This window comes from Pseudomonas brassicacearum subsp. brassicacearum (assembly GCF_008801605.1).
Lineage (GTDB): Bacteria > Pseudomonadota > Gammaproteobacteria > Pseudomonadales > Pseudomonadaceae > Aquipseudomonas > Aquipseudomonas brassicacearum.
This window is the reverse complement of sequence record NZ_VZPJ01000001.1, coordinates 868,468-894,439: the sequence shown is the minus strand read 5'-3', so window position 1 is coordinate 894,439 and position 25,972 is coordinate 868,468. Positions and strand designations below refer to the sequence as shown.

At 62.8% G+C, this 25,972-nt stretch carries 20 protein-coding genes; 15 read left to right on the top strand and 5 right to left on the bottom strand.

Translation table 11 applies throughout. The features are described from left to right. Window positions 1-636: 636 nt before the first annotated feature. A complete protein-coding gene (locus F7R20_RS03900) occupies window positions 637-2,583 on the bottom strand; it encodes a DNA topoisomerase III (RefSeq protein WP_003200140.1) in 1,947 nt (648 codons plus the stop codon). Window positions 2,584-2,827: 244 nt separating this feature from the next. Between F7R20_RS03900 and F7R20_RS03895 the strand changes: the two genes are divergently transcribed. The 4 genes from F7R20_RS03895 to F7R20_RS03880 all read left to right on the top strand — a co-directional run bounded on the left by F7R20_RS03895 (window position 2,828) and on the right by F7R20_RS03880 (window position 7,390). After that, window positions 2,828-3,235, top strand: coding sequence for a response regulator (locus tag F7R20_RS03895; protein WP_003200142.1), 408 nt, complete (start codon window positions 2,828-2,830; stop codon window positions 3,233-3,235). 103 nt (window positions 3,236-3,338) lie between these two features. Continuing rightward, a complete protein-coding gene (locus F7R20_RS03890) occupies window positions 3,339-3,860 on the top strand; it encodes a sigma-70 family RNA polymerase sigma factor (RefSeq protein ID WP_003200143.1) in 522 nt (173 codons plus the stop codon). Beyond that, the gene (locus tag F7R20_RS03885; RefSeq protein ID WP_003200145.1) at window positions 3,857-4,816 is read left to right on the top strand and encodes a FecR domain-containing protein; all 960 of its coding nucleotides are present in this window, start codon (window positions 3,857-3,859) and stop codon (window positions 4,814-4,816) included. Before F7R20_RS03890 ends, F7R20_RS03885 begins: the two co-directional genes overlap by 4 nt. Window positions 4,817-4,912: 96 nt before the next feature. Beyond that, entirely contained in the window at window positions 4,913-7,390 is a 2,478-nt protein-coding gene (locus F7R20_RS03880; RefSeq protein ID WP_003200146.1) for a TonB-dependent siderophore receptor, read from the top strand. A 42-nt stretch (window positions 7,391-7,432) separates the two neighbouring features. Here the strand turns inward: F7R20_RS03880 and F7R20_RS03875 are convergent, their stop codons facing one another. Together F7R20_RS03875 and F7R20_RS03870 are read right to left on the bottom strand one after the other, a co-directional pair. Then, window positions 7,433-9,055, bottom strand: coding sequence for an MFS transporter (locus F7R20_RS03875; RefSeq protein ID WP_003200149.1), 1,623 nt, complete (start codon window positions 9,053-9,055; stop codon window positions 7,433-7,435). Between the two features lie 205 nt (window positions 9,056-9,260). Next, window positions 9,261-10,904, bottom strand: a complete 1,644-nt coding sequence (locus F7R20_RS03870; RefSeq protein WP_003200150.1) for a GMC family oxidoreductase — start codon at window positions 10,902-10,904, stop codon at window positions 9,261-9,263. Window positions 10,905-11,034: 130 nt separating this feature from the next. Between F7R20_RS03870 and F7R20_RS03865 the strand changes: the two genes are divergently transcribed. The 3 genes from F7R20_RS03865 to F7R20_RS03855 all read left to right on the top strand — a co-directional run bounded on the left by F7R20_RS03865 (window position 11,035) and on the right by F7R20_RS03855 (window position 13,837). Then, a complete protein-coding gene (locus tag F7R20_RS03865) occupies window positions 11,035-11,919 on the top strand; it encodes a LysR family transcriptional regulator (RefSeq protein ID WP_003200152.1) in 885 nt (294 codons plus the stop codon). Window positions 11,920-12,051: 132 nt separating this feature from the next. After that, on the top strand, window positions 12,052-12,423 hold the full coding sequence (locus F7R20_RS03860) for a c-type cytochrome (protein ID WP_003200154.1): 372 nt from the start codon (window positions 12,052-12,054) through the stop codon (window positions 12,421-12,423). A 115-nt stretch (window positions 12,424-12,538) separates the two neighbouring features. After that, window positions 12,539-13,837, top strand: coding sequence for a D-arabinono-1,4-lactone oxidase (locus F7R20_RS03855; RefSeq protein WP_161796648.1), 1,299 nt, complete (start codon window positions 12,539-12,541; stop codon window positions 13,835-13,837). A gap of 82 nt (window positions 13,838-13,919) precedes the next feature. On the opposite strand, the gene F7R20_RS03850 is transcribed toward F7R20_RS03855, so the two are convergent. Then, on the bottom strand, window positions 13,920-14,864 hold the full coding sequence (locus F7R20_RS03850; RefSeq protein WP_003200158.1) for a SphA family protein: 945 nt from the start codon (window positions 14,862-14,864) through the stop codon (window positions 13,920-13,922). A 206-nt stretch (window positions 14,865-15,070) separates the two neighbouring features. Here F7R20_RS03850 and F7R20_RS03845 point away from each other — a divergent pair, with 206 nt between their 5' ends. From F7R20_RS03845 to F7R20_RS03815, 7 genes are all read left to right on the top strand, one after another. Next, complete coding sequence (locus tag F7R20_RS03845) at window positions 15,071-16,114, top strand: AraC family transcriptional regulator (RefSeq protein WP_003200160.1); 1,044 nt, start codon at window positions 15,071-15,073, stop codon at window positions 16,112-16,114. Between the two features lie 282 nt (window positions 16,115-16,396). Then, window positions 16,397-17,014, top strand: coding sequence for a transcriptional repressor LexA (lexA, locus tag F7R20_RS03840; protein WP_013692700.1), 618 nt, complete (start codon window positions 16,397-16,399; stop codon window positions 17,012-17,014). Continuing rightward, a complete protein-coding gene (gene imuA / locus F7R20_RS03835) occupies window positions 17,014-17,646 on the top strand; it encodes a translesion DNA synthesis-associated protein ImuA (protein ID WP_003200164.1) in 633 nt (210 codons plus the stop codon). Before lexA ends, imuA begins: the two co-directional genes overlap by 1 nt. 7 nt (window positions 17,647-17,653) lie before the next feature. Further along, window positions 17,654-19,075 carry a Y-family DNA polymerase gene (locus tag F7R20_RS03830; RefSeq protein ID WP_003200166.1) on the top strand — a complete coding sequence of 474 codons (1,422 nt, stop codon included), beginning with the start codon at window positions 17,654-17,656 and terminating at the stop codon, window positions 19,073-19,075. Continuing rightward, a complete protein-coding gene (locus F7R20_RS03825; protein ID WP_197675458.1) occupies window positions 19,051-22,149 on the top strand; it encodes an error-prone DNA polymerase in 3,099 nt (1,032 codons plus the stop codon). Before F7R20_RS03830 ends, F7R20_RS03825 begins: the two co-directional genes overlap by 25 nt. A 117-nt stretch (window positions 22,150-22,266) precedes the next feature. Then, window positions 22,267-24,378 carry a PAS domain-containing hybrid sensor histidine kinase/response regulator gene (locus tag F7R20_RS03820; protein WP_003200170.1) on the top strand — a complete coding sequence of 704 codons (2,112 nt, stop codon included), beginning with the start codon at window positions 22,267-22,269 and terminating at the stop codon, window positions 24,376-24,378. Window positions 24,379-24,474: 96 nt separating this feature from the next. Next, window positions 24,475-24,756 carry a hypothetical protein gene (locus tag F7R20_RS03815; protein ID WP_027912559.1) on the top strand — a complete coding sequence of 94 codons (282 nt, stop codon included), beginning with the start codon at window positions 24,475-24,477 and terminating at the stop codon, window positions 24,754-24,756. A gap of 193 nt (window positions 24,757-24,949) precedes the next feature. On the opposite strand, the gene F7R20_RS03810 is transcribed toward F7R20_RS03815, so the two are convergent. Continuing rightward, the gene (locus F7R20_RS03810) at window positions 24,950-25,471 is read right to left on the bottom strand and encodes a DUF4142 domain-containing protein (RefSeq protein WP_003200174.1); all 522 of its coding nucleotides are present in this window, start codon (window positions 25,469-25,471) and stop codon (window positions 24,950-24,952) included. Between the two features lie 217 nt (window positions 25,472-25,688). Here F7R20_RS03810 and F7R20_RS03805 point away from each other — a divergent pair, with 217 nt between their 5' ends. Continuing rightward, window positions 25,689-25,925: a YdcH family protein gene (locus F7R20_RS03805; RefSeq protein ID WP_003200175.1), complete on the top strand. Its 237-nt coding sequence runs from the start codon at window positions 25,689-25,691 to the stop codon at window positions 25,923-25,925. The last annotated feature ends 47 nt before the right edge of the window (window positions 25,926-25,972 follow it).

The window sequence follows — 25,972 nt, the reverse complement described above, 5'->3', positions numbered from 1 at the left end:
CTGTCTGGTGGTTCGCAAAAACTTCGCTACTCGGTAAGTACCTGCCTGCTACCGAAACCAGGCCGTCAGCATTCTTCCGTCGAACTTCGACAGGGTCGTGCATCGGTTGTGTAGTCTTATCGAAGGGCTGCTACGCAAATGCGCTACAACGAAGAGAAACAGCGAAGAATCTTCAGGCAGTGTCAACTTTCGAGGGTCGAACCACGCGCGTCATGAGGATTGATCGCCGGCGTTTCTCGTCCTTGTTACCGGACGGTCAGGCCAGGTCAGCACCTTCAATCTGCCTTGTGGGCAGTCCCTTATCCAAAAAACAGCTCGGCGGTCAGACGAGCTTGCTCAAACAGTTGCCTGTACTCCCGATCGGGGAGACGTCTGCATCATGCAAGGGCAAATCGGAGGCGTCAACGGTTTTGTAGTGATTATTTTTGGTCACTACATATTGTCGGACAAAACGGTTTGGGTATGAAAAATTGGCGAAGGCGCGGACTTATCTGTGGGAGCAAGGCTTGCCCGCGATGAAGATCACACGGTCGATCTGGAACCGAGTCGCCTGCTTCGCGGGCAAGCCTTGCTCCCACAAAGCCTTGCTCCCACAGATCTTCTGCCACAGGTTCCATGTCTTCGGTGAGCCGCTGCTCAGGTCGCCTTGGCCTTGCTCGCCTTGCGCGGTGCGCCGCCAGCCTTGCGCTTGGCCGGCTTGCGTTTGTTTTTCCACGGCGTTGCGCCGCGCCCGGCGGGGCTGGCCGGGCCGCTGATGGTCAGGCTCATGCCCTGGCAGCGGGCGACGTGCTTGCTCATCCAGGCGGCTTGTCGGGTCACGAATTCCTCCAGGCTCATTTCGCCGCTTTGCACCATGTCCAGCGCCTGCTCCCAGATGGCCGTGGTGCCCGGGTCGGCGATGGCCCGGGGCACGGCGTCGATCAGGCTGAAGGCCGCCGGGGTGGCGGACAGCGCCTTGCCGTTTTTCACCAGGTAACCGCGGTCGAGCAGCCCCTGGATGATCGAGGCCCGGGTCGCTTCGGTGCCAATGCCGGTGGTGTCCTTGAGCTTTTGCTTGAGCAGCGGATCTTCTACCAGTTTGGCGACGTTCTTCATCGCCTTGATCAGGTCGCCTTCGGTGAACGGCTTGGGCGGTTGGGTCCACAGGTCCTTGGGTTTCACCTCGTCCACGGCGCAGTCGCGGCCTTCGGCCAGCGCCGGCAAGGTCTGCGGCGCCGGTGCTTCACGGCCCCTGGCCGGGGCCAGCGCTTCGGGCAGGGCGCGTTTCCAGCCGGGTTCGACGATCTGCTTGCCCACGGCCCGCAGCGCCTGGCCGGCACAGTCGAAGTCGGCCTGGGTCCGGTCGTATTCGTGGTTGGGCAGGAACTGCGCCAGGTAGCGCGCGCGAATCAGCGTGTAGACCGCGCGCTGCTTGCCGGCGAGTTTGTCGAGGTTCCTGGCGGCGGCGGTGGGAATGATGCCGTGGTGGGCGCTGACCTTGGCGTCGTTCCAGGCCCGGGACTTGCGTTGCGGCTGCAGGTGCTCGCGCAGCGGTGCAAGGCTTGGGTCGGCCTGGGCGAGGGCGGCCAGGATGGCTGGTGCTTCACTGTGCTGGCTCAAGGGCAGGAAACCGCAATCGCTGCGAGGGTAGGTGATGAGCTTGTAGGTCTCGTAGAGCGACTGGGCGATGTCCAGGGTTTCCTGGGCGCCGAGGCCGAGTTTCTTCGAGCAGACTTCCTGCAGCGTGCCCAGGTCGAAGGGCAAGGGTGCCGCTTCGCGCAGACGCTCGGTGCGCACTTTCAGCGTCCGGGCGCTGGCGGCGTTGCTCATGGCCATGGCCGCGTCTCGGGCCAGGGCCTGGTTCAGGCAGCGCTCCTGGTCGTCGCAGGCGTCCGGGTCGGCGCGCCACTGGGCGGTGAATGCCGTGCCTTCGTGGCTGAGCTGCACGTCGATGGCCCAATAGGCGATCGGTACGAAGTCGGCGATGCTGCGGTCGCGGTCCACCACCAGGCGCAGCGTGGGTGTCTGTACGCGGCCCACCGGCAACACGCCCTGGTAGCCGGACTGGCGCCCCAGCAGGGTGAACAGGCGACTCATGTTCATGCCGACCAGCCAGTCGGCCCGGGAACGGCCCAGCGCCGAGTGATACAGGTTGAAGGTTTCGGCCCCCGGCTTGAGGGCGGCCAGGGCCTTGCGGATCGATGCTTCGTCCAGGGCCGACAGCCATAGCCGCCGGATCGGCCCGCGATAACGGCAATGTTCCACCAGCTCCCGGGCGATCATTTCGCCTTCGCGGTCGGCGTCGGTGGCGATCACCAATTCCTTCGCTTCCCCCAGCAGGCGCTTGACCGCCTTGTACTGGCTGGCGGTTTTCGGCTTGACGGTCATTTTCCATTGCGCCGGCACGATGGGCAGGTCGGCCAGTACCCAGCGCTTGTAGCGCGCGTCGTAGGCGTCGGGTGGGGCGGTTTCCAGCAGATGGCCGATGCACCAGGTGACCGTGATGCCAGGGCCCAGCCAGCAACCGTCGCCACGGCGCGTGGCACCGAGCACGGCGGCGATGTCCTTGGCCTGGGACGGTTTTTCACACAGGTACAGCTGCATAGCGCCCTTTTCCCGAGCAGATTTTCATGGGGCTGTAGCATGGTCATGGATGCGCGCCAGGGCAAGTTTTATCTGTATGGATATACAGATAAAAAGCGTTGCGCTGCGTTGCCAGGACGGCTCTGGCATGACATTCGGCGGCCTGTTGGCACACAGAATGAATTTCTCGCAGGGGGATTGCTCATAACTTCAAGGCGGTTGCTGCCGCAAAGAAGGTTTTATGAGGTCAAGGAGAGTCACTTTCATGAATTCGATGCCAAATGGCAACGGCCAGGCGACTACACGTTTGATTCTCGTTGTGGAAGATGATCCGACCATCCTGGAGTTCCTCTGTGAAATTCTCGAGGAGGAAGGGTTTGTCGTGGAGCCTCGGGAAAGCGCCGACGCGGCGTTGACGTTTCTCGAAGAGAGCGCCCATTACGTCGACCTGTTGCTCACGGATATCACCATGCCCGGAAAGATCGACGGCGCGGACCTGGCCAACCTGACCGGCGACCGCTGGCCGCAGATACCGCTGCTGATCATGTCCGGTTTCGAGACCCCGGAAAGCGCGGGAATCAAGCATCACGCTTCGTTCATCGCCAAGCCCTGGGCGCTGGGACAGATGCTGGATCTGGTGGAAAGCACGGTAAAAAGTCACTCCATGAACTGAGTCATTCCAGCGAGTGGGTGGTGGCCGGGCATGTTTGGGTTGCAAGCGGCGATAGGCTCCATGACAATGCGAGTCATTATCAGTCGCGAATTATTCCATTGCCATGTCCGCCAACGATCTGTCCCTACGCAGTGCTGTCGACGTTCTGTACAGTGATCATCATGGTTGGCTCCAGGGCTGGCTGCGCAAGCGTTTGGGCAACACCTTCGATGCCGCGGACCTTGCCCAGGATACGTTTGTGCGGGTCATCAAGGCGCGCACTGCGCTGGATATCCGTGAGCCACGACCGTACCTGTCGATGATCGCCAAAGGGCTGTTGATCGACCTGTTTCGCCGTCGCTCGCTGGAGCAATCCTACCTCGAAGTATTGGCGGCCATGCCGCAAGAGCAGCACCCCTCGCTGGAAGAGCAGGCAATCATGCTCCAGGCCCTGATGGAGATCGACCGCTTGCTCCTGGGGCTGGGGCCGCGGGTAAGGCAGGCGTTCATCCTGTCGCAGTTCGATGGCCTGACTTACCCGCAAATTGCCGAACGCCTGGGTGTCAGCGTACGCACGGTCAACAATCACATGGCCAAGGCCATGGAGCATTGCTGCCTGATGCAGATTCAACTGCAGCTTTCATGAACCTGCCCCCTGAAGAGTTGCACGCCATTCGCGTGGCGGCGCAGTGGTACGCCCGGCTGCATTCCGGTATCACCACCGACGCGGACCGGGCCGACTGGCGCGCCTGGCTGGCTGCCGATCCGCTGCACGGCCAAGCCTGGCAACGCATGGCGGCAGTGGCCGAGCAGATGGCAAGCGTACCGGGCGCCCTGGCCGCACCGACCTTGAGCGACGCCCACCATCGATCCCGCCGCCAGGTATTGCGTAGCGTTTTGCTGCTGACGTCCGCTGGCGGCCTGGGCTGGCTGGGCTGGCGCAGTCAGGCAAGCCAAAACCTGTTTTGCGATTACCGCACCGCCGTGGGCGAGCGTCGCGAGTTCCAACTGGCTGATGGCAGCACGGTCCTGCTCAACACCGATACCTCGATCAATGTTCGTTTCGATGGGAGGCAGCGGCTCGTGGAGTTGTTGCAGGGTGAGGTGCTTGTGACGACGGCGGTCGATCCCTTGCAGCGTCCGTTCAAAGTGGTGACGGGGCCGGTCGAGGTGCTTGCGCTGGGCACGCGGTTTATCGTCCGTGGTCAGGTGCGAGGCGGCGAAGTGGCGGTGCTGGAGAAAGCGGTCGAGGTGAGTCTGTCGGCGATGGGGTCAAGGAGGCGGGTCGAAGCCGGCCAGCGCCTGGATTTCAATGAGCGGTCGCTGGGCACGTTGCGGGGCAACGATGTGTCGGTCGGTGCCTGGCAGAAGGGCAGCATCATCGCCATTGACCGTCCCCTGGCGGCGCTGCTGGATGAACTGTCGCGCTATCGCCCCGGTGTGCTGCGCTGGGACCCGGCGATTGGCGACTTGAAGGTCTCCGGTGTGTTTCCTGTCGATAACACTGACCTCGCCCTGGCGGCGTTGGAGAGCGGCTTTTCGTTGCGGGTGACGCGCTACAGCCGATTCTGGGTCCAGGTCGCAGGTGGCGAGCGGCGGTGACGCTGTGTAATAAAAATATCCGCCCCTGCACTTTTCAGCCTCATCGTTCGGCTCTTCCTCAGTGAGTTTTTATCGACCGTTTTGGGGAGGGGAAATATGCCTTGGGTAAGCGCGCCAGGCCGTCTGGTGTTTGCAGTGAAAATCGGCTTGCTGGCTGTCACCACCGCCGGCGCCACGGCCGTGAATGCCAACCCGGTTCCAGGCGCCTCGGTGCAGCAGCGTTCGGTGCAGGCCTACGATATCGGCGCCGGCAGCCTGGTGGATGTGCTGACCCGTTTCTCCAGCGCCGCCGGTGTCGCCCTTTCGTTTGATGCCCGGCAACTGGAGGATCTGCAATCGCCCGGCCTGAGAGGTTCTTTCGGCGTGGCTGACGGCTTCGCTCGCATTCTTGGCGGGAGCGGCCTGCAAGCTGAGCCCCAGGCCAACGGCACGTACGTGCTGCGCCGGTTACCTGCCAACGGTTCGGTCATGGAACTGGGAGCAACCAGCATCGAGGCACAGATGCTCGGGGCGACCACCGAGAACAGTGGTTCCTACACGACGGGCGCGGTGACCATCGGCAAGGGCGAGCAATCCCTGCGCGAAACGCCGCAGTCGGTGACGGTGATCACCCGCAAGATGCTCGATGACCAGAACCTCAACACCATCGATCAAGTGATGGAAAAGACCCCCGGCATCACCGTCTACGACTCGACCATGGGCGGCAAGTATTTCTATTCCCGTGGGTTCCGGATGTCCGGTCAGTATCAATACGACGGCGTTCCGCTGGACATGGGCAACAGCTATGTCCAGGCCGACAGTTTCAGCAGCGACATGGCTTATTACGACCGGGTCGAAGTCCTGCGCGGTGCCGCAGGGATGATGAAAGGCGCGGGCGGTACTTCCGGTGGCGTCAATTTTGTCCGCAAGCGTGGCCAGGCCACGGCCCAGACCGAACTCAGCCTCTCGGGCGGCACTTGGGACAACTACCGCGGGCAGGTCGATACCGGTGGCCCGTTGAATGATTCCGGCACCGTGCGGGGCAGGGCGGTGATCGCCGAGCAGAGCCGGCATTATTTCTACGACGATGCCCGGCGCAAGGACCAGATTTATTACGGTGCCCTGGATTTCGATCTGTCGCCCGACACGACGCTCGGCGTGGGCGTTGCCTATGAAGACGTTGATGCAAGCCCTTGCTGGGGCGGGCTTCCTCGCTACCGCGACGGCAGCGATCTGAAACTCAGCCGTTCCACTTGCCTGGATCCGTCGTGGAACACTTGGCGCAGCCAACGGACCACGGTGTTCAGCGATCTCAAGCATCAGCTCAATGACGACTGGGCGGTGAAGGTAGCCGGTGTCTATACGAAAAATACCCAGGACATCAAATACGCCTTTGCATCGGGTTCGGTGGCGCCAGGCACCTCGACCACCAACCTGCTGGGCAGCATGTACGACTACGACCAGGTCGATTACGGCCTCGACGCCTACCTGGACGGCAAGTTCGACGCCCTGGGGCAGCAACATGAATTGATCGTTGGTTTCAACGCCAGTCGTTCGGACAAGGATGACTTCTTCTCGGTGGCACTGCTGCCACAGAAGCAGAACGTGTTCGATCCGGATCGACATATTCCCGAACCGGACGACAGTTACTTCATCGAAAACTCGACGCGCGGTGGCCCGGTCAAGACCGTTACCCAGCAGCAAGGCATGTATTCGACCCTTCGCCTGAAACTGGCGGACCCGCTGACCTTTGTCGTCGGCAGTCGGGTGAGCTGGTACCGCTCCAAGACCGACTCGGTGTTCCTCACGGGTGGTTCGGAGCACGCCAAGAGCACGGAGACCGGCCAGGTCACGCCGTTTGCCGCCGTGCTGCTGGACCTCAATGAGCACCTGACGGCCTATGCCAGTTATTCGGATATCTTCACGCCCCAGGGCAACTATCGCTCCGAAAGCGGCGCGGCGCTCAAGCCCCTGGTGGGCGAGAGTTATGAGTTGGGGATCAAGGGCGAGTGGTTCGAGGGACGCTTGAACAGTGCTTTCAACCTGTTCCGCACGCTGCAGAAAGACCAGGCCCAGACCGACTACAACTCAAGTTGTGCGTCCTCGGACGGTTACTGCTATGAGAACGCCGGCAAGGTTCGCGCCCAGGGCTTCGAAGCCGAGATCAGCGGTGAAGTCATCGAGCGCCTGCAACTGCTTGCCGGCTACACCTACACCCAGACCAAGACCCTCAGCGACATAGACACCAGCCTCAACGGTGGTTCGTTCAACAGTTATGTGCCGCGTCATGTGCTGCGCCTGTGGGGCGATTATGCCCTCGGCGGAGCGTTCGAACGGTTCAGTGTCGGTGCCGGGGTCAATGCCCAAAGCGACAACTTCCGGGTATCGCCAGCGACGGGCGAGAAGATCACCCAGGCCGGTTATGCCGTGTGGAATGGCCGCGTCGGCTACCGCATCGATGACACCTGGTCGTTGGCCCTCAATGGCAACAACCTGTTCGACAAGCGCTACTACACCACCATCGGTACCGAGGGTTTCGGTAACTATTACGGTGAGCCGCGCAACTTCACCATGACCGTGAAGGCGCGCTTCTGATCCGCTGGCGAGGGCGCCAGTGCCCTCGCCACGGTTTCGTCCTCAGTTTTTATCCAGGTCCACGTTCCGGGTTTCCCGCAGGCAGATCATGCCCACCACCAGGCTCACCCCGGTGATCACCACCGGGTACCACAGCCCATAGAAAATATCCCCGGTGTAGACCACCAGGGCGAACGAGACGGTGGGCAGGAAGCCGCCGAACCAACCGTTGCCGATGTGATAGGGCAGGGACATGGAGGTGTAGCGAATGCGGGTCGGGAACAGTTCGACCATCAACGCTGCCAGCGGTCCGTAGCACATCGCGGAGATGATGATCAGCGCCACGATCAAGGCCACGATCATCGGCCGGTTGATCTGCTGGGTATCGGCCTGTTGCGGGTAGCCTGCCAGGGTCACGGCGCCGCGCAGGGCGGCTTCGTCGTAACCTTCGAGTTTCACGTCACCGACGCTGACCTGCACCGTGCTGCCGGCCGGGGCCGCGACGCTGCTGTAGGGCAGGCCTTGCTTGACCAGGAAGGTCTTGACCTTGTCGCAAGGGCTGTCGAAACGCGCCTTGCCCACCGGGTCGAACTGGAAGGTACAGGTTGCCGGGTCGGCGATCACGGTGATCGGTGCCTGGCGGCTCGCCTGGTCGATGGCCGGGTTGGCGTAGTGGGCCAGGGTCTTGAAGATCGGGAAGTACAGCGCGGTGGCCAGCAGCAGGCCGATCATCAGCACCGGTTTGCGCCCGACCTTGTCCGACAGCCAGCCGAAAAAGATGAAGAACGGTGCGCCGATCACCACGCTGACAATCAGCAAGCTGTTGGCCAGGGCCGGGTCCATCTTCAGGAACTGGGTGAGGAAAAACAGCACGTAGAACTGCGCGGCATAGAAGGTCACCGCTTGCCCGGCGTTGATGCTGAACAGGGCGATCAGCACCACCTTGAGATTCTCCCATTTGCCGAAGGATTCGCGGATCGGCGCCTTGCAGCACTTGCCTTCTTCTTTCATTTTCAGGAAGGCCGGCGACTCATGCAGGCTCAGGCGAATCCAGGTGGAGATGCCCAGCAGCAGGATCGACAGCAGGAACGGAATGCGCCAGCCCCAGACTTCGAACTGATCGCCGGTGAAGTAGCGACAGCCCAGCACCACCAGCAGCGACAGCAACAGCCCGAGGGTAGCGGTGGACTGAATCCAGCTGGTATGAAAACCGCGCTTGCCCATTGGCGCGTGCTCGGCAACGTAGGTCGCCGCGCCACCGTACTCACCGCCCAGGGCCAGGCCCTGGAGCATGCGCAACACCACCAGGATGATCGGCGCGGCGATGCCGATGCTGGCGTAGTTGGGCAGCAGGCCGACGCAGAACGTCGCCAGGCCCATGAGGATGATGGTCGCCAGGAAGGTGTATTTGCGCCCGATCATGTCCCCCAGCCGGCCGAACACCAGTGCCCCGAATGGCCGCACGATGAAGCCGGCGGCGAACGCCATCAGGGCGAAAATGAACGCGGTGGTGTCGTTGACCCCGGCAAAGAACTGCTTGCTGATCACCGCCGCCAGGGCGCCATAGAGGAAAAAGTCGTACCACTCGAACACCGTCCCCAAGGACGAGGCGAAGATGACTTTCTGGGTTTCCTGGCTGGTGCCGACGCTGCGCGTGGCTTCCAGGGACTGAACATGCTCGGACATAGCGGTATCCCTCACAGTGATTGTTTTTGTTGTTCCACTGCGACGCCGGGGTGGCGTCTCCTGATTTGACACACTTTCCTTGAATCGACCCATCCCCTTGTGGGAGCGAGCTTGCTCGCGATAGCGGCGGCACATTCAACCTATGCGTGGCAGACAGACCGCTATCGCGAGCAAGCTCGCTCCCACAGGGGGGCTCTGCTGTTTTTCAGACCGTGGCCGGCTCCTTCTGGGGCGTGGTGATTCTTGTGTCTGCCTCAAGCATCATCTGCGCCGCCTTCTCGGCAATCATCAAGGTCGGCGAGCAGGTGTTGCCCGAGGTGATGCGCGGCATGATCGAGGCGTCGGCGATGCGCAGGCCCTTGATGCCGTGGACACGCAGTTGCGCATCCACCACCGCGTCGCGATCCTGGCCCATGCGGCACGTGCCGACCGGGTGGAAAATCGTCGTGCCAATCCGGGCTGCGGCCTGGTGCAGCTCCTCTTCGGTTTGCAGGCTGGGGCCCGGCAGGTATTCCACCGGTTTGAACGCGCTCAGGGCCGGGGCCACGACGATGCGTCGGGTCAGGCGGATGGCGTCGGCGGCGACCCGCAAGTCTTCGGGATGGCTCAGGTAATTGGGTTGGATCAGCGGTGCTTCGTGCGGGTCGGGCGAACGAATGTCCACCCGGCCACGGCTTTGCGGGCGCAGGTCGCAGACCGATGCGGTGAACGCCGGGAAGCTGTGCAGCGGTTCGCCGAAGCGTTCCAGGGACAACGGTTGTACGTGGTATTCGAGGTTGGCCGAGGCCTGTTCCGGGCCCGAGCGGGCGAATGCACCGAGTTGGCTGGGGGCCATGGACAGTGGGCCGCTGCGGTCGTACAGGTAGCGCAGGCCCATGCCCATCTTGCCCCACAGGGTGCCGGCGATCTGGTTCAGGGTGCGGGCGTTTTCCAACTGGTAGATCAGCCGCAGTTGCAGGTGGTCCTGCAAGTTGCCGCCGACACCGGGCAGTTCATGGGTCACACCGATGCCCAGGCGTTGCAGCAGGTTGCGCGAGCCGATCCCGGAACGTTGCAGGATGCCCGGCGAGCCAACGGCTCCGGCGCACAGGACAATTTCCTTGCGGGCCTTGAAGGTCATGCCCTTGCCTTGCCAGCGCGCGCTGACGGCGTGGGCGCGGTCGTCACGCAGCAACACGCGGTCGACCTCGACGTCGGTCAATACCGTGAGGTTGGCGCGGTGGCGAATCGGCTTGAGAAACGCCTTGGCCGCGTTCCAGCGTACCCCGGCTTTCTGGTTGACCTGGAAGTAGCCGCAGCCTTCGTTGTCGCCGCTGTTGAAGTCGTCGACGTTGGGGATGCCGCTCTGTTCGGCGGCGCTGCGGAAGGCATCGAGAATCGGCCATGACAAGCGCTGGCGTTCGACCCGCCATTCCCCAGCGGCGCCGTGGAATTCGGACGCGCCGGCAAAGTGGTTTTCACTCTGGCGGAACAGCGGCAGCACATCGTTCCAGGCCCAGCCGGAATTGCCCTCGGCGGCCCAGCTGTCGTAGTCCGTCGCCTGGCCGCGCATGTAGATCATGCCGTTGATGGAGGAGCAGCCACCCAGGACCTTGCCGCGAGGGTAGCTCAGGGCGCGCCCTTGCAGGCCTGGTTGTGCTTCGGTCTTGAAGCACCAGTCGGTGCGTGGGTTGCCGATGCAGAACAGGTAGCCGACCGGGATGTGAATCCACGGATAGTTGTCGCGCCCACCGGCTTCGAGCAGCAGCACCCGGTGTTGCGGATTGGCCGACAGCCGATTGGCCAGCAGGCATCCGGCAGGGCCGGCGCCCACGATCACGTAATCGTATTCATCGACGACAGGTTGCATTCGCGACCTCATTCTTGTTTTTGTGGGATCCATCCTAGTTGTTAGTTTTCGTCAAAAGAATGTTAGTTTTTGCGCAGCGGCTGTGCGTTTATAAACAGTCATGCCTTCAGGCGCGTTCAAGGATCGCTTCATGTTCGACTGGAATGACCTGCGTTATTTCCTGGAGCTGCAACGCAGCGGACGTCTGCTGACGGCTGCACGGCGGCTGAACACCACCCACGCCACCGTGGCCCGGCACATCGAGGCCATCGAAAAAAGCCTGGGCTCCGCGCTGTTTGTCCAGCATGCCCAGGGCTATGAACTGACCCCGGCCGGCGAGACGCTGCTCAAGCACGCCGAAGCCATGGAAAACGTGGCGTTGCTGGCCCAGGAGGACATCACCCAATCCAGTGCGCCCCTGGGCAAGATCCGCCTGGGGGTGACCGAAGGGCTGGGCATCATGTTCCTCGCCAGTCGCATGGACGGGCTGTTCCAGCGTTATCCGGGGCTGGAAGTGGAACTGGTGGCGGTGCCGCGCTTTGTCAGCATCCTCAACCGTGAGGCGGAAATCAGCATTCACCTCGAACGCCCGGCGGCCGACCTGCTGGTCACCCGCAAACTCACCGACTACAGCCTGGCGCTGTACGCCAGCCAGGCCTACCTGGACCGCTCGCCAGCACTGCGCAGCCGCGAGGACCTGGCCCGCCACGCCTGGATCGGGTATGTCGATGACCTGCTGTTCAGCCAGGAACTGATGTTCCTCAACAGCTTCTGCCGCAACCCTCGGGTGGTGTTCCACAGCACCAGCGTCATCGCTCAGCAACAGGCCGCGCGCTCGGGCCTGGGGATCGCCGTGCTGCCTTGCTACATGGCCAGCGGCGACCCGACGCTGGTGCCGTTGCTGCCGGACGAAACCATCCGCCGCAGTTACTGGATCAGCACTCGTCGCGAACTGCACAAATCCGTGCGATTGCGGGTGCTGTGGGATTACGTGGTGCAGTTGTGCGAGCGTGAGCAGGGGCTGCTGTTGCCCTGAGCAAGCTCCCTCGCCAGGGTGCATATGTCCTGGCCGCCCAAGCCCCCTTTTATGGCCCCCAATGACCTCAAGCCGATGCAGTGGCGTGCCTTAGTGTTGACCCACAACAAAAGCGCCGCCGAGAGGGCCTCTATGCCGGCTACCACGCCTTCAACCGTGTTCCACTCAGCCTTCATCGTGCTGCTCGGCACCCTGCTCACAGGGTGCGGCGAAGAGGCCAAGCCGCCCGCGCCCACGGTGTTCACGGCCATGCCCAGCGATGCGGCGCTGGCCCAGGTCTACGACAGCAGCTGCAAGCTCTGCCACGCCAACCCCGCTGCCGGGGCGCCGTTGACCGGCGATACGAACGCCTGGGCGCCACGGGTGGCCCAGGGCGCCGACACCCTGCTGGACCACGCGATCAACGGCTACAACGGCATGCCGCCGATGGGCCTGTGCATGCACTGTTCCGAAGAGCAGTTCCTGGCCCTGATCGCCTTCATGTCCGGCCAACACTTCCAATAATAACTACGGGTACTACGGCATGACGATGGACTCCTCACGGCGCCGGTTGCTGCAACAGGCCGGTGTTGTCGCAGCCTTTACGGCCCTGGGCAGCCAGGGCGCCCTGGCCGAGCTGATGCGCGCGCCGCGGCTGATTCCATGGCGCAACTGGTCCGGTGCGCAGAGTTGCCTGCCGGCGGCGCGCCTGGCCCCCAAGGACCTCGATGAACTGGTGAGCGTGGTGAGACGCGCCGAAGGGCGGATTCGTCCGGTGGGTTCCGGGCATTCCTTCAGTGCCCTGGTGCCCACTGACGGCACCTTGTTGTCGCTGAGTTTTTTCAGCGGCCTGTTGGCTCATGATGCAGCCAGCCTGCAAGCCGAGTTCGGCGGCGGCACGCCCATGTCCCGCATGGGCCCGGCGCTCAAGGCCATCGGCCAGGCACTGCCGAACATGGCCGACGTGGATTACCAGACCCTGGCCGGTGCCATCGCCACCTCGACCCACGGCACTGGCAAGGCCTTCGGCTCGTACGCGTCCCAAGTGGTCGGCCTGCAACTGGTGACGGCCAGCGGCGCGGTCCTCGATTGTGATGCCCAGCGTCATCCTGAAGTGTTCAAGGCCGCTCGGGTGTCCCTTGGCGCGCTGGGGCTGGTGACCCGCGTGCGCCTGCAGAACCGCGCCGCCTATCGCTTGCGCGAGCACCAATGGGTGGCGAAAACCGAGGAGTTGCTCGAAGACGTGGACACCAACACCCGGGACAACCAGCACTGGGAAATGCAGGTCGTCACCCATTCCGACTATGCGTTGTCGATCGCCCTGAACGAAACCACCGATCCGGCCACGCCGCCGATCAGCCCCGAGGAGGAGGGTGGCAACGAATTCGTCAGCCTGATCGAAAACCTCGACAAGTACGGCAGCGACTTTCCAGCGATCCGGCGAGCGCTGCTCAACAGCCTGCGGCTGGTGGCCGATTTCGACGACCGGGTCGGTGACTCCCATGACATCTATGCCAACGCTCGCACCGTGCGCTTCAACGAGATGGAGTACTCGGTGCCGGCCGAACACGGACCGGCGTGCCTGCGGGAGATTCTGGCGCTGATCCGCGACAAGGACCTGCGCACCTGGTTTCCCATCGAATACCGCTACGTGAAGGCCGACGACATTGCCTTGAGCATGTTTGAAGGCCGGGACAGTTGCTCGATCTCGGTGCACCAGCATTACCAGATGGACCATCACAATTTCTTTGCCGCCATCGAGCCGATCTTCTGGAAATACCAGGGTCGTCCGCATTGGGGGAAATTGCATTCCCTGAACGCCAAGGCGCTCCAGGCGCTGTACCCGCGCTGGACGGAATTCACCGAGGTGCGTCAGGCGCTGGACCCCAGCGGCAAGTTCCTCAATGGGCATCTTTCATCGATTCTGGGTTTGAGCTGAAGGAAGAACCTGTGGGAGCGAGCCTGCTCGCGAAGCAGGCGACTCGGTCTTATGACAAAACAAGCGGTATGGCTGCATCCATTCAAAACGCAAACGGAATACTGACCTTGGCCCAGAGCATTTCGCCCTCGGTGCGGTTCTCCACTGCAAATTCCTTGGCCCAGCGGATTTCGGCGCTGGCGTACTTGAGGAAGGTCAGGTGCAGCGCCGGGCCGATGGCGAAGACCTGGCCGCGCACACCATCGTCGACGTCCTGCCCGGCGAATTGCACGGTGCGGCCGTACTGTTTGTCGTCGGTGGTCTGTTTGAGGTAGTAGCCGTTGAGCCCCAGCATCACGTTGTCGGTCAGGCGGTAGCTGGCGGAATAATCGAAGTGGAAAATCTGCCCCGAACGGTAGTCGGTGTCCTTGTTCTTGCGGTTGAAGCTGTAGGTGGTTTTCATCGACACCTCGGTGTTTTCCGTGGGCAGCCAGGTGAAGGAAAACAGCGGCTTGTAGGTGTAGAAATTGTTGCTGGTATTGGCCAGTCGATCAGTGCTGTATTCGCCGGTCGGCACGGTGATTTCCACCGCCGCGGCCAGGGTCAGATTCTTGCCCATGTCCCAGAGCACGATGGGCGAAATCGTGGTGTCGCCCATGCCCTCGCGGGTGTCATGCAGGCCGAACACCGAGACTTCCTGCTTGAGCCACGGCTGGGCGATGTAGATCCCCAGGCGCCCACCGGCCACCCGCAACGGGCTCAAGTAATCGATGCGCGGGATCACCGCCGTGGATTCGATTTCGACATTCGGCACTTCGCCGCCCAACGAACTGATGTTGAGCTTCCGGGCCTTGTAGTGGTTGTAGTAGACGTTGAACGCAACCATGTTGTCCGGAAGGCTGTCGACCTCCAGCGGCAGCATGAAGAAGCCATCTGTACCGGGGCCGATGTTGTCGACCCCGGCTTCGGTAGCCAGGGCCGGCAAGGCACTGGCGCAGGCCAGGCCGAGGGTCAATTGCAAGGCGAGTGTCGTGCGGATCGGGTTCATGTGGGGGCTCATTATTATTGTTGGTGATGCACCGAAAGTCCGAGCCATACAAATAAGCCGTTCGCCGCCAACAGGGCAGGGTATTGGCGGCCATACAGGGGACTTGGGCGGCCAGATTTTTGTGCCCCTCGATCCGCTGGGGCATGCTAACTTTGTGAAACAACCGGTTACAAAAACGCCACCTAACGTGCTCCGGAACCCGCCCCATGCAGATGAAAGTCATCGACCCGACCTATGAATTGGCGCTGGTATCGCCATTCCTGCTGCAGACCCTGGCCGAAGTGGTGGCGGACAAAGGCTTCGATGCCGCCAGCCTGTGTCGCGGCCTGGGGTTCGGCCTCGATGATCTGCAAGATCCCGCCCAGCGCATTTCCTACCGCCAGGCCGTGGTCATGATTCAACGGGCGCTCAAGCTGTTACCCGACCAGGGGCTGGGGTTGTGGGTGGGCGACCGCAACGTGCTTGGCACCCTCGGCCTGTTGGGCCACGTCTTATCGCTGTGCGAAACCCTGCGCGATGCCTTCGCCCTGGGCGTCCGTTACCAGCACACTAGCGGCGGCATCGCCGTGGCCAGCGTCGAAGAAGCCACTGACCGGATCATGGTCGAGGCGATCTGCCGCCTGCCTTTCGCCGAGATCCAGGTGTTTGCCGTGGAAGAGTTCTTCGCCAGCCTGATGGTCTATGGCCGGGCGCTGGCGGGGCCCGACTTCAAGCCCCAGGCCGTGGAGTTCATGCACGCCGCGCCGTCCTATGCCCAGCAATACCAGCGGATTTTGGGACCGGATGTGCACTTCGGTTGCCGACACAATCGCATGCTGATCGACGTGCGCTGGCTGGATATGCGTTTGCCCAATCACCACCCGTTGGCCCTGCGCCAGGCATTGGCCTTGCTGGAGCAGGAGGCCACCGAGGTACACCAGAAAATCGATCTGATCCAGACCGTGGAACGGGCGATTGCCCGGGACCTGACCCGGGGCAGCCATATCGAGAAAATCGCCAGCGATCTCAACATGAGCAGCCGCACTCTGCGTCGGCGCCTGACCGAACACAACCTGACCTTCGAGGCCTTGCTCGAACAAGTGCGCCGTGGCCGGACCCTGAACCTGTTGGCCAACCCTGGACTGTCCATCGAGCGCATCACTGAAGAAGTCGGCTATAGCGATGTGCGCAGTTTTCGCCGGGCGTTCCGACGCTGGACAGGCATGAGCCCGAGCGCATTTCGCAACGAGAGCGCCGACGCCCGGCTCTAAGGATATGTCCAAACAGTATTTCTCAAGCCGTGTGGGAAGCGACCTGACAGTCGGCCTGGTTCTGCAGCCGTACCTCGATCCAACTGTGGGAGCAAAGCTTGCTCGCGATGGCGGTGGGTCAGCCTCCATGGATGTCGAATGGCCTGATGCCTTCGCGAGCAGGCTCGCTCCCACAAGGTAATGCTGTTCACTTGAGGAAAAGTGTTGATACCTGTGGCCAGAGATTGCTCCCGCTGTGAACTGACTGGCGGCGCTTGTCAGAAAAATCCTTAAAGAGTACAAATGTACTCCATGACGACTCTCACTCCCCGCCGTACCGCCATCCTGACTTTCATCCGCGAACGCATCGCCGATCAGGGCCAGCCTCCCAGCCTCGCTGAAATCAGCGAGGCGTTTGGTTTTGCCTCCCGCAGTGTGGCGCGCAAGCATGTGCTGGCGCTGACCGAAGCCGGTTTCATCGAGGTCAATCCGCACCAGGCCCGGGGCATTCGCTTGCTGAACCAGCCACCACGACCCGAGTTGCTGGACGTGCCGGTGCTGGGGCGAGTGGCCGCCGGGCTGCCGATTGGTGCCGATGCCGAGGTCCACAGCCGCCTGATGCTGGACCCGGCGATTTTTACCAAGGCGCCGGATTACCTGCTGCGGGTCCAGGGCGATTCGATGATCGAGGACGGCATTCTCGACGGTGACCTGGTGGGCGTGCAGCGCACACCGCAGGCCGCCAACGGCCAGATTGTCGTGGCGCGTCTGGACGGTGAAGTCACCATCAAGCGCTTCGAGCGCATTGGCGAGCGGGTGCGTTTGTTGCCGCGCAACCCGGCCTACCAGCCGATCATCGTCGAGGCCGATCAGGACCTGGCGATAGAAGGGGTGTTCTGTGGCTTGGTGAGGCAAGGCTGATGGGCGCCGTCGTTGCGCTGGACACGCTGTTCAACGGCGGCCAGGTCTGGAAGGGGCGGCCTGCGCCGCCAGCCGCCAGCCCGCAACCCACCGGCCATGCGGCGCTGGATGCGGCGTTGCCCAGTGGTGGCTGGCCGGAGGCGGCGTTGACGGAACTGCTTATCGCCGCGCCGGGCGTGGGTGAGTTGCAACTGGTGTGGCCGACCCTGGCGCGGCTGTCGGCGGCGGGGGAGCGGATCGTGCTGGTGGCGCCACCGTTCGTGCCCTATCCCCAGGCCTGGCAGAACGCTGGCGTCGACCTGCAACAGTTGTCGGTGATCCGCGCCGATGAGCGCGATGCCTTGTGGGCCACCGAACAGTGCTTGCGTTCGGGCAGTTGTGGCGCGGTCCTGTGCTGGCCCCGCCAGGCGGACGACCGGGCCTTGCGCCGTTTGCAAGTGGCGGCGGAAACCGGCCAGACCCTGGCATTCGCCTGGCGCTCGATCCAGGAGGCCATCAACCCGTCGCCGGCGGCGCTGCGCATCGCCATCGATACCCGGCCGGCGCAGTTGCGCGTGCTCAAATGCCGCGGCGGGGTGGCTCGTTCGGCGCCGATTGCCTTTGCCACGCTCGCCCCACAAACCGGGCATTGAGGTTGCGATGCGCTGGGTCTGTATTCTCTTCCCGCAATTGGCGCTGGACGCCGCGCTGCGTCAGCGCCCCGATCCCGACCAGCCCCTGGCATTGCTGACCGGTCCGGCACAGCGTCGGGTGCTGCAAGCGGTGAATGCGCCGGCACGGGCCCTGGGCTTGCGTCCCGGCCAGACCATGACCGCCGCCCAGGCCTTGAGCAAAGGCTTTGCCACCGCCGAATACGACGCGGCGCAAATCGAACACTGGCAACAGTTCCTGGCGGCCTGGGCCTACCGTTTCAGCTCCCAGGTCAGCGTGCATTACCCGCGTACGCTGCTGTTCGAGATCGAGTCGAGCCTGGGCCTGTTTGGCCCCTGGCCGGTGTTCGAGGCGCGCTTGCGGACCGAGCTGACCGAGCTGGGTTTTCGTCATCGCATCGTCGCCGCGCCCAATCCGGTGGCGGCGCGGGTGTTGGCCAATGCCTATGACGCCCTGGTGGTGCCCGACGCCGAGACCTTGCAACAATGCCTGGGAGACATGCCCGTGGAGCGGATCGGCCTGGAACCCGAGGTCGCCACGGCGCTGTCGCGCATGGGCCTGCGCCGTCTGAGCCAGGTCCAGGCCTTGCCCCGGCAGACCCTGGCTCGGCGCTTCGAGGCCCAGGTGCTCAAGCACCTCGACGCGCTGACGGGCAGTCGCACCCTGGCGCTGTCGTTCTACCTGCCGCCAGACCGTTTCGATGTGCGCATCGAACTCAACTACGACGTTCAGTCCCATCAGGCGCTGCTGTTTCCGTTGCGCCGGCTGACCGGTGACTTGTCGGCCTTCCTGTGCGGTCGCGACAGCGGCGTGCAGCGCTTCGACCTGCACCTGGAGCACGCCGGTTTGCCGGACACGCTGATCAAGGTCGGCTTGCTCAGCGCCGAACGGGACCCTGCGATGCTCTTCGAACTGGCCCGCGGTCGCTTGGAACAGGTGCAGGTCGCGGCCCCAGTGCGGGGTTTTCGCTTGTGTGCCGAGGACCTGCCGAGTTTCGTGCCCCAGCGCCTGGAGCTGTTCGACGAGCGCCCGCAACAGTCCTTGCCCTGGGAGCAACTGCGCGAACGCCTGCGGGCGCGGCTGGGGGATGACGCGGTGCAGGGCCTGGGGTTTCGCGATGACCATCGACCTGAATGCGCCTGGCAAATGACACCGCAACCCCGGCCCCAGGCCTGTCCGGTGCGCGCTGGCGTGCAGCGTCCCGGCTGGCTGCTGAATGAAGCCCAGCTGCTGCAGGACAGCCAGGCGCGAATCCTCATGGGCCCGGAACGCATCGAGACCGGTTGGTGGGACGGCGCCGACGTACGCCGTGACTACTACCTGATCGAAACCCGCAGCGGACAACGTGGCTGGGCCTATCGAACGGTGGGCGAGGGCGGGCCGTTGTGGCTGCAGGGCTGGTTCGCATGAGCGTCGAGTATGCAGAGCTGCATTGCCTGTCGAACTTCAGCTTCCAACGCGGCGCCTCCAGTGCCCTGGAGCTGTGTCGTCGGGCCAGGCAAGAGGGCTACCAGGCCCTGGCGATCACCGATGAATGCACACTGGCTGGAATCGTCCGGGCCTGGCAGGCGGCCAAGGAACTGGAACTGCAACTGATCGTCGGCAGCGAAATCCAGGTCGAGAACGGCCCGAAGCTGGTGTTGCTGGTGGAAAACCTGGAGGGCTATCAAGCCTTGTGCCGGCTGATCACCCGCGCCCGACGTCGCAGCGAGAAGGGTCACTATCGCATTGTGCGAGAGGACTTCGACCAGCCCTTGTCGGGGCTGCTGGCGTTGTGGATAGCCGAGGGCAAAGACGCCGAGGAACATGGCCGTTGGCTCCAGTCGATCTTTGCCGGGCGCCTGTGGCTGACGGTCCAGTTGCATTGTGGACAGGACGACCGCCGTCGGTTGGCAGACTCGTTGGCGCTGGCCGAGCGCTTGGATCTTCCAGTTGTGGCCAGTGGCGATGTGCACATGCACGTGCGCGGCCGTCGTGCCCTGCAGGACACCATGACCGCCATCCGCCACCACGTCACGGTGGCCGAGGCTGGCCAGCGCCTGCACCCCAACGGCGAGCACCACCTGCGCAGCCGCAAGGATCTGGCCGATCTCTACCCGCGGGCCTTGCTCGACGAAACCCTGAACATCGCCCGGCGCTGCACCTTCGATCTTGGCCAACTGCGTTACCAATACCCCCGCGAGCTGGTGCCCGAGGGGCATGACCCGGCGTCCTGGCTGCGGGAACTGACTGAGCGCGGCATGCGCGAGCGGTGGAAGGATGGCGCGACAGACAAAGTGCGGGCACAGATCGACAAGGAGCTGAGCCTGATCGCCGAGCTGGGCTATGACAGTTATTTCCTCACCGTACAGGACATCGTCAGCTTCGCCCGCAGCCGCCATATCCTTTGCCAGGGGCGTGGTTCGGCGGCCAACTCGGCAGTGTGCTACGCCCTGGGTATCACCGAAATCGACCCCAGCCTTACCAGCCTGTTGTTTGAACGCTTCCTGTCCCGGGAGCGCAACGAGCCGCCGGACATTGACGTCGATTTTGAACACGATCGTCGCGAGGAAGTGCTGCAGTACGTGTTCCGGCGCTACGGTCGTCATCGTGCGGCATTGACGGCGGTGGTCAGCAGTTACCACGGCGCCGGCGCGGTGCGCGATGTGGCCAAGGCCCTGGGGCTGCCGCCGGACCAGGTCAGCGCCCTGGCCGATTGCTGTGGCCGCTGGAGCGACGAGGCGCCGCCAGTGGAGCGCCTGCGTGAAGGCGGCTTCGACCCGGACAGCCCGGTGTTGCGCCGGGTCCTGAGCCTGACCCGGCAATTGATCGGTTTCCCTCGGCATTTGTCCCAGCACCCTGGCGGCTTCGTGATTTCCGAGCAGCCCCTGGACACCCTGGTGCCGGTGGAAAACGCCGCCATGGCCGAACGCACCATCATCCAGTGGGACAAGGACGACCTGGATGCGGTCGGGCTGCTCAAGGTGGACATCCTGGCCCTGGGCATGCTCAGTGCGATTCGTCGCTGTTTCGATTTGATCGAGCACTACCGGGGCCAGCGCTACGCCCTGGCGTCGCTGCCCCAGAATGATCGAGCGACCTACGAAATGATCAGCCGCGCCGATACTATCGGTGTGTTCCAGATCGAGTCCCGGGCGCAGATGTCGATGTTGCCCCGGCTGAGGCCCAAGACGTTCTACGATTTGGTCATCGAAGTGGCGATTGTACGGCCCGGGCCGATCCAGGGTGGGATGGTGCATCCGTACCTGCGGCGCAGAAACAAAGAAGAGGCGGTGACTTATCCCTCTGAAGCGTTGAAGCAAGTGCTCAACCGCACCCTGGGTGTTCCCTTGTTCCAGGAGCAGGTCATGCAGATCGCCATCGTTGCGGCCGATTACACCCCGGGTGAAGCAGACCAATTGCGTCGCTCCATGGCTGCCTGGAAACGTCACGGTGGGTTGGAGCCCCATCGGGAACGCCTGGCGCAGGGGATGAAGAAAAACGGCTACACCGCTGAATTCGCCGCGCAAATCTTCGAACAGATCAAAGGCTTCGGCAATTACGGTTTTCCCGAATCCCATGCCGCCAGTTTCGCCTTGCTGACCTACGCCAGCAGTTGGCTCAAATGCCACGAACCGGCGGCGTTCGCCTGTGCCCTGATCAACAGTTGGCCCATGGGGTTCTACAGCCCGGACCAGATCCTCCAGGATGCCCGCCGGCATCAACTGTCGATCCGCCCGGTGGACGTGCGTGCCAGCGATTGGGATTGCAGCCTCGAGCCCATGGAAGACCGACAACCGGCGATTCGCATGGGGCTGCGCATGGTCAAGGGCTTTCGCGAAGAGGATGCCCGCCGTATCGAAGCGGCCCGCCGGCATCGGCCCTTCAGCGACGTGGCCGACTTGGGCGAGCGCGCGCAGCTCGATGCCCGGGCCCAGGCGCAACTGGCCGACGCCGGTGCCTTGCAGGGTTTGGCCGGTGATCGCCATCGTGCCCGCTGGGAAGTGGCCGGGGTGCAGAAGCAACTGGGCTTGTTCGCCGGTTTGCCCAGTCAGGAGGAACCACCCGTGGCCCTGCCAAAACCCACGCTGGGGGAAAACCTGTTTGCCGATTACACCACGCTCGGCACGACACTGGGCCCTCATCCACTGGCCCTGCTGCGTCCCGAACTGCGTGCCCGCCGCTGCCGCAGTTCACGGGAGTTGCAGGATGTGGAGCATGGGCGCAATGTCAGCGTCGCCGGGTTGGTCACCGGCCGCCAACGCCCGGGCACGGCCAGCGGTGTAACCTTCGTCACCCTGGAAGATGAATTCGGCAACCTCAACGTGGTGGTCTGGCGCGACTTGGCCGAACGCCAGCGCAAGACCTTGGTGGGCTCGCAATTGCTCAGGGTCGACGGGCGCTGGGAAAGCGTCGGCGAGGTCCGCCACTTGATCGCCGGGCGCCTGAGCGACCTGACCGAGTTGTTGGCGGGTATCCAGGTGCATAGCCGTGATTTCCGCTGAATCCGCAAACAGGATCCTCCCATGAAACCAAACGCCAACCCAGCGCTCGAAGCACTGATCGCAAGGGATTTGTGTAATGCCGACTCCCTGCAGGCATTTTGAGGTTCAGAATCGACCATGCAGTTTCTATCCCAAAATCACGGGTGCCCTGGATGGGGCGGTGAAATGGCCGGGCGTATCCGGGCGTTCGATTGGAGCCGGACCGAGTTGGGCGCCATCGAGCACTGGTCCGCCAGCCTGCGCAGTGCCGTTCAGTTGTTGCTGGCTTCGCCCTTGCCGATGGTAATGTTGTGGGGCCGCCAGGGCTTCATGATCTACAACGATGCCTATGCCGAGTTCGCCGGTGGCCGTCATCCCTACCTGCTGGGGTGCGCGGTGGAGTTGGGTTGGCCGGAGGTCGCCGAATTCAATCGGCATGTGCTGGACGTCTGCCTGGCCGGCGGCACCTTGTCCTACCGCAGCAAAGAGTTGGTCCTGCTGCGCGATGGCAAGCCTGAAGATGTGTGGATGGACCTCTATTACAGCCCGGTGCCCGATGACGACCAGTCCCCGGCGGGCGTGCTGGCGATTGTGGTGGAGACCACCGAGCTCGTGTTGACCGAGCGCGCCCGGCAAGAGGCCGAACGCAGTTACCGGGCCGTCAATGAGCGCATCCAGTTGGCCCTCTCGGCCGGACCATTGCTGGGGTCGTTCGTCTGGGATATCCAGGCCGACACCCTGTCGGGCGATGAGCGTTTCGCCCGTACCTTCAACTACCCGCCAGACTGTTCGCTGGACGCACTGCCCATCGAAATTGCCCGCAAGCGCATCCACGCCGATGACCTCGAAGAGGTCAACCAGCGGGTCGAACTGACCTTGCGCACGGGCATCCCCTACAGCGCTGAATATCGAGTGCGCCGCGTGGGCGGTGATTACCTGTGGGTGCTGGCCAGCGGTCGCTGCGAATTCGATGCCACGGGCAAGCCCCTGCGTTTTCCAGGTGTGCTGATTGACATCAATGAACGCAAGACAGCCGAAGCTTCGCTGCTCAAATTCACCCGCGACCTGGAACAGCGGGTCGCCGATGAGGTGCAGGCGCGGCTGGCGGCAGAAGAGCAGTTGCGTCAGTCGCAAAAGCTCGAGGCCATTGGCGGTCTCACTGGCGGCGTGGCCCATGACTTCAACAACCTGCTGCAAGTGATTGCCGGCAATCTGCACTTGCTGGCCCGCCACGAGCGGGACAACGCCAACGTGCAACGGCGGGTCAGTGCCTCCATCGAAGCCGTGGAACGGGGGGCCAAGTTGTCATCGCAGTTGCTGGCTTTTGCCCGGCGCCAGCCATTGTCACCGGCGGTCTACAACCCACGACGCATCTACGATGGCATGGGTGAACTGCTGCAGCGGGCCTTGGGCGAAACCATCCAGATTGAAGTGAGCCTGCCCCAGGAGCCCTGGTGCATCCACGTCGATCGCAATCAACTGGAAAACGCCCTGTTGAACCTGGCGATCAATGCTCGCGATGCCATGGGCGGCGAGGGCACCATCCGCCTGATCGGTGAGAACATCGGACTCGATGAAGCGTTCTGTGCCGGCAAGGGGATCCCGGCCGGCGACTACGTCCGGCTGTCGGTGATCGACCGCGGTGCCGGCATGCCGCCCGACATCCTGAAGCAGGTGTTCGAACCGTTTTTCACCACCAAGACCGATGGCCAGGGCACCGGGCTTGGACTGAGCATGGTGTTCGGGTTCGTCAAGCAAAGTGGCGGCCATATCGAGATCTCCAGCGACCTGGGCGAGGGCACGCGGGTACGGATGTATTTCCCTCGAAGCCTTGCGCCCGAAGCGGGGGAAACCGAGCAACACGACGTGCTTCAGTCCGGCAGGCAAGAGACGATCCTGGTGGTGGAGGACAACGAAGAGGTGCGCAGCGCGTCGGTGGAACTGTTGGAACAGTCTGGTTATCGGACCCTCACGGCCGCCAACGGTGATGAGGCGATGAAGCTGCTGCTGGAAGGCATCTCGGTCGACTTGATCTTCACCGACGTGGTCATGCCCGGCTTGATCAAGAGTTCCGACCTGGCCGCCTGGGCCAAGGTGCAGAACCCGCCGGTTCCGGTGCTGTTCACCTCGGGACACACCCGGGACATCATCTCCCGGAACCATCAACTGAGCCCCGATACCCATTTATTGAGCAAACCCTACGGCCCGGACGCGCTGACCCGGATGGTGAGGAGTGTGCTGGGCGGCTGATCGCGGCGCTGCAAACAAATGGAACCGAAGCCGTCGCGTCACCTTCGAATGTTCAAGACCGGTCATCCATCCGGCCCTGCCATGAACGAGGTGCCCATGAACGACGATCCCGCAACCACCCAGCAACAAGGCCAGGCGCAGACACCGTCCCCCCGTAACGATCCGGCCATCGACCCCCAAGTCCCGGACAAGCCTGCGAGCGCCCAGCCAGTCAGCCCTGCCGGAACGGACCAGGCCCAAAGCGGCGCCACTGAGGTCGATCAGAAGCATCATCATCAGGACAATGACAACACCTTCAGTCCCGGCTTCAAGCCTGAACCGGATCGGCCGAAATCTGGCGAGGATACTGACGCTGATATCGACACCGATGGTGGCTAGCCCCTGAAGGATGTGCGACACCGAGCCATTGTGGGAGCGAGCTTGCTCGCGATGACTGTGGCAAATTCGCCATCCCTGTGACTGAAACACCGCTATCGCGAGCAAGCTCGCTCCCACAGGGGGGCGCTTCGAGAAAACGGCGCTTCCCTTCCAAGGGAGGCGCCGTTTTTCCTTGGGTGAGCAGTGTCTCGCTCTACTTGCTTGGATGCGCAGCCTGAAGTTTCTTGGCGGCATCCAGGTGATGTTGCAGATCCGGCAGCATCTTCTGGGCGAACGCCTTGAGTTCGGTATTGCCAGCCTTCTTGTCGTCGGTAACGGTTTCGGCTTCTTTCTTGAACAGGGCGATGGTTTCTTCGTGGGCCTTGACCTGGTTGTTGGCGTAGGCCGCATCAAAAGACTCATCGCGTACGTCGAGAATCTTCGCCTTGGCTTTTTTCATCAGCGTGGTGTCGTCGGGTACTTCGATGTCATGTTTTTGCGCCAGGGCTTTCAGCTCTTCGTTGGCCTTGGTGTGGTCGGTGATCATCTTGTTGGCGAACGCCTTGATGTCCGCCGATTGGCTTTTTTCCAAGGCCAGTTTGCTGGTCTCGATTTCTGCAATGCCGCCGGCCGCCGCGTTGTCGACAAAGTCGTTGGAAGTCGCGGCCCATGCCATGCCCATGCTGGTACTCAGGGCAACTGCCAGGCCGAGTTGACGCAGGGTAAATCTGTCCATAGGTAAGTCTCCACACAAGTTGAACGAGCGACTCTTGTCGTCTCTGAGCAATGGAGGGTGGGGTACAGGCAAAGGTTTGATCGCCAAGCGATCCGGTACGACGAACGGTCACCGCTGGTCGGATTGGCGGTCGACAGAACCCTGTCGAGGAGGCCATCCTGATAATCGACGGGTGCCGCAAGGGCGCCTGCCACCGACCCATCGAAGGAGGTGTTCCATGCCGGTGTCCCACGATTTGTGCCAGGATCTCAAATGCACAAAAGACCACATCCAGCAAAAACGCAGCGAGAATCCAAGGCTCGACTCGTTAATTCAAAAATACTCCCAACTTGATGCCGAGGTGGTCGAAGCCGAGAAACCGTCCTCCGGCGCGCTGTCCGACGATGCTTTGGAGACGCTCAAGAAGAAGCGATTGCTGGTCAAGGACGAGATCGTGGCTCAGATGCAGCGCTAGCCTCGGGACCGAACCTGTGAAGGCCCTTCGTGTTGCGAAGGGCTTTT

What these genes read in the sequence shown, in the direction of transcription:
- F7R20_RS03895 (WP_003200142.1), top strand. Translation starts at nt 2,828, where the DNA reads ATGAATTCGATGCCAAATGGCAACGGCCAGGCGACTACACGTTTGATT.
- F7R20_RS03900 (WP_003200140.1), bottom strand. Translation starts at nt 2,583, where the DNA reads ATGCAGCTGTACCTGTGTGAAAAACCGTCCCAGGCCAAGGACATCGCC.
- F7R20_RS03820 (WP_003200170.1), top strand. Translation starts at nt 22,267, where the DNA reads ATGCAGTTTCTATCCCAAAATCACGGGTGCCCTGGATGGGGCGGTGAA.
- F7R20_RS03805 (WP_003200175.1), top strand. Translation starts at nt 25,689, where the DNA reads ATGCCGGTGTCCCACGATTTGTGCCAGGATCTCAAATGCACAAAAGAC.
- F7R20_RS03870 (WP_003200150.1), bottom strand. Translation starts at nt 10,904, where the DNA reads ATGCAACCTGTCGTCGATGAATACGATTACGTGATCGTGGGCGCCGGC.
- imuA (WP_003200164.1), top strand. Translation starts at nt 17,014, where the DNA reads ATGGGCGCCGTCGTTGCGCTGGACACGCTGTTCAACGGCGGCCAGGTC.
- F7R20_RS03865 (WP_003200152.1), top strand. Translation starts at nt 11,035, where the DNA reads ATGTTCGACTGGAATGACCTGCGTTATTTCCTGGAGCTGCAACGCAGC.
- F7R20_RS03850 (WP_003200158.1), bottom strand. Translation starts at nt 14,864, where the DNA reads ATGAACCCGATCCGCACGACACTCGCCTTGCAATTGACCCTCGGCCTG.
- F7R20_RS03855 (WP_161796648.1), top strand. Translation starts at nt 12,539, where the DNA reads ATGCGCGCGCCGCGGCTGATTCCATGGCGCAACTGGTCCGGTGCGCAG.
- F7R20_RS03885 (WP_003200145.1), top strand. Translation starts at nt 3,857, where the DNA reads ATGAACCTGCCCCCTGAAGAGTTGCACGCCATTCGCGTGGCGGCGCAG.
- F7R20_RS03845 (WP_003200160.1), top strand. Translation starts at nt 15,071, where the DNA reads ATGCAGATGAAAGTCATCGACCCGACCTATGAATTGGCGCTGGTATCG.
- F7R20_RS03815 (WP_027912559.1), top strand. Translation starts at nt 24,475, where the DNA reads ATGAACGACGATCCCGCAACCACCCAGCAACAAGGCCAGGCGCAGACA.
- F7R20_RS03860 (WP_003200154.1), top strand. Translation starts at nt 12,052, where the DNA reads ATGCCGGCTACCACGCCTTCAACCGTGTTCCACTCAGCCTTCATCGTG.
- F7R20_RS03890 (WP_003200143.1), top strand. Translation starts at nt 3,339, where the DNA reads ATGTCCGCCAACGATCTGTCCCTACGCAGTGCTGTCGACGTTCTGTAC.
- F7R20_RS03830 (WP_003200166.1), top strand. Translation starts at nt 17,654, where the DNA reads ATGCGCTGGGTCTGTATTCTCTTCCCGCAATTGGCGCTGGACGCCGCG.
- F7R20_RS03810 (WP_003200174.1), bottom strand. Translation starts at nt 25,471, where the DNA reads ATGGACAGATTTACCCTGCGTCAACTCGGCCTGGCAGTTGCCCTGAGT.
- F7R20_RS03875 (WP_003200149.1), bottom strand. Translation starts at nt 9,055, where the DNA reads ATGTCCGAGCATGTTCAGTCCCTGGAAGCCACGCGCAGCGTCGGCACC.
- lexA (WP_013692700.1), top strand. Translation starts at nt 16,397, where the DNA reads ATGTACTCCATGACGACTCTCACTCCCCGCCGTACCGCCATCCTGACT.
- F7R20_RS03880 (WP_003200146.1), top strand. Translation starts at nt 4,913, where the DNA reads ATGCCTTGGGTAAGCGCGCCAGGCCGTCTGGTGTTTGCAGTGAAAATC.